Raw genomic sequence first — 2,863 nt, 5'->3', positions numbered from 1 at the left:
TAAAAAGAAAAGAGGCAAGTAAATGTTTAGAATCAAATTTATTATTTTTAAACCAGAATTAGATAAACAAGGAAGAAAGCAAATAGATTTTTGGAAAACTCAAATTAGAAATATTTTTAATTTCCTTTTCTTTTTGGTAATTTTGTTATCTTCGGGGTTTATTTCATTTCATATAGATAGTATTTTAAAACAAAATACCACATTACACCCTTTAATGAAAAATTTTCTTATTATGGTGAAATTATTTTTTTGGATATGTGCACTTTTATCCCTTCCATTTGTTTTTTGCTCGTTTTTTTTGATGGGTGTAGATAGTATGAAAGGAAGAACATTTAGCCAATTCATTTTAAGTAAAATATATTCAAAACCACAAATTGCTCCTAATGGTAAAAATAATCAATCCAAAAATAATACAAATACCCCCAAAAAATAACAAAAATAAATATAAATGTCAACAATAAATAAAACAAAAACTCCTTATATATTATAAGGAGTTTTTTCAATATTCTTTTATATCTTTGAAACAAATAATTATTTAGTAGCAAGAATAGCAAGAAAGGCTTTTTGAGGTAATTGCACTTTTCCTAATGTTTTCATTTTCTTTTTACCTTTTTTTTGTTTCTCTAATAATTTCTTTTTACGAGTAACATCGCCTCCATAAAGTTTAGCTGTTACATCTTTACGCATAGCTTTGATAGTTTGTCTGGCAATAATTTTTTTACCCAAAGCTGCTTGAATAGGAATTTCAAACATTTGTTTAGGAATAAACTCTTTTAAAGTCTCACAAATAGCCTTTCCTCTTTCATAGGCAAAATCATGATGAACAATTAAAGATAGAGCATCAACAATTTCTCCATTTAATAAAATATCCATTTTTTGTAATTTAGAAACACGATATTTATCTATTTCATAATCAAAAGAAGCATAGCCTTTGGTTAATGATTTTAACTTATCAAAATAACTATAAATAATTTCTGAAAAAGGCAGCAAATAATTAATCATTACTCTTTGGCTATCAATATATTCAATATTTTGAAGTGCTCCTCTTTTGTTTTGGGAAAGCTCCATTACTTTACCAATATAGATTTCAGGACACATAATAGTAGCTTTAATGAAGGGTTCTTCAATGCGGTCAATCATTTGAGTGGATGGAAGTTTGGAAGGATTATCAACTAAAAGTTTTTCTCCTTTGATAGAATAAACATGATAAATAACAGAAGGAGCAGTAGCAATTACTTCTACTCCAAATTCGCGACTAATTCTTTCTTGAATAATTTCCATATGCAAAAGTCCCAAAAACCCAGTTCTAAAACCAAGTCCCAAAGCATTAGAACTTTCAGGTTCAAAAATTAAGGAAGAATCGTTGAGTTTTAGTTTTTCCAAAGCTTCTTTAAGGATGTCATATTTATTGGTTTCGACAGGATAAAGTCCACAAAAAACTACTGAATTCATTTGTTTGTATCCCGGTAAAGGTAGCAAAGCTTGATTGGTTTGCGAAGTAATGGTGTCTCCAACTCTTACATGATTAATACTTTTAATAGCAGCAGTAAGATAACCTACATCACCTGGTGCCAAAAAATCTTTTACAATTTGTTTGGGATTATAAACTCCTACTTCAACTACTTCATAAACACTATTACTTGCCATAAAACGAATTTGATCGCCTTTTTTAACTGTGCCATTGACGATTCTAATGGAAGGCACAACTCCTTTATAAGAATCAAAATAAGAATCAAAAATTAAGGCTTGCAAGGGCTTTTGAATGTCTCCTTGAGGAGGTGATATTCTAGTTACTATTTGTTCCAAAATATCAATGACTCCAAGCCCTGTTTTTCCACTTGCAATTAAGGCTTGTTCAGGGTCAAGTCCCAAAGTTTCTTTAATTTCTTCTTTAACTTTAGGAACATCTGCGCTTGGCAAATCCACTTTATTCAAAACAGGAATAAGGGTTAAATTGTTATCAACAGCTAAATAAACGTTGGCAAGAGTTTGGGCTTGAATGCCTTGGGCAGCATCAATAATTAAAATAGCACCTTCGCAAGCTGCCAAAGAACGCGATACTTCATAACTAAAATCAACGTGTCCGGGTGTGTCAATCAAATGCATAATATAATTTTTGCCATCTTTGGACTTGTAGTTAATTTCTACAGCATTTAATTTAATAGTAATTCCGCGCTCGCGTTCTAAGTCCATGGAATCCAAAATTTGTTCTTTCATTATTCTTTTGTCAATTGTGCCTGTAAATTCTAAAATACGGTCGGCCAAAGTTGATTTACCGTGGTCAATGTGGGCGATAATGGAAAAATTACGTATGCGTTTTTGCCTTTCTTTTAATTGTTCTATGTTCATTTTTTGTTTATTTCCTTTATATTTTGGTTGGTTGGTTTTAGTTTGTTTTTGTGGGTTTTAATGTGGTTTGTGCTTGGTAGAATTAATTTTTATGATTTTTATTGGTTTTTAATTGTGAAATGATATTTTATAGTTATTATTTTTTTGGTTATTGGGTTTGGTAGTTTGTTAAGGTTGTTTTATTCTTTTTTAAGTTTTTTAAAATAACTATTATAAATCATTGTAAAGTTAAATTATTTAATATCTAATTCAAAAGTTATTATAACAAAAAAATAGTTTCTAGGTGCAAAATTAGTGTTTTTTTGTAATTTTAAAGTTATTAAAGTTATAAATTATGTTAAAATCCAATTAAATCACATTTTTATTTTGACAAAAAAATTATAAAATAAGAATAAATAAGTAGTATAGCAAGCAAAATTATAATAAATAATTAGCAAAAAAGACCAACTTAAAGTCGATCTGAATTTGTTTTTAATTTGAAAATATGGCAAGTTTTAAATATTTTGAAAAGTAT

Annotated in this window: 2 protein-coding genes; one reads left to right on the top strand and one right to left on the bottom strand. The window is 28.5% G+C overall.

Features of this window, described 5'->3' with window-relative positions:
* Positions 1 to 22: 22 nt before the first annotated feature.
* A complete protein-coding gene (locus OL66_RS03415; RefSeq protein WP_034172481.1) occupies positions 23 to 433 on the top strand; it encodes a hypothetical protein in 411 nt (136 codons plus the stop codon).
* A gap of 98 nt (positions 434 to 531) precedes the next feature.
* Here OL66_RS03415 and lepA read toward each other — a convergent pair whose 3' ends face one another.
* Positions 532 to 2,349: a translation elongation factor 4 gene (gene lepA, locus OL66_RS03410; RefSeq protein ID WP_011160795.1), complete on the bottom strand. Its 1,818-nt coding sequence runs from the start codon at positions 2,347 to 2,349 to the stop codon at positions 532 to 534.
* Positions 2,350 to 2,863: the final 514 nt, after the last annotated feature.

The organism is Chrysanthemum yellows phytoplasma (assembly GCF_000803325.1).
GTDB lineage: Bacteria > Bacillota_I > Bacilli_A > Acholeplasmatales > Acholeplasmataceae > Phytoplasma > Phytoplasma asteris.
The sequence above is the reverse complement of the archived record's forward strand: the minus strand, read 5'-3'. Positions and strand labels throughout refer to the sequence as shown.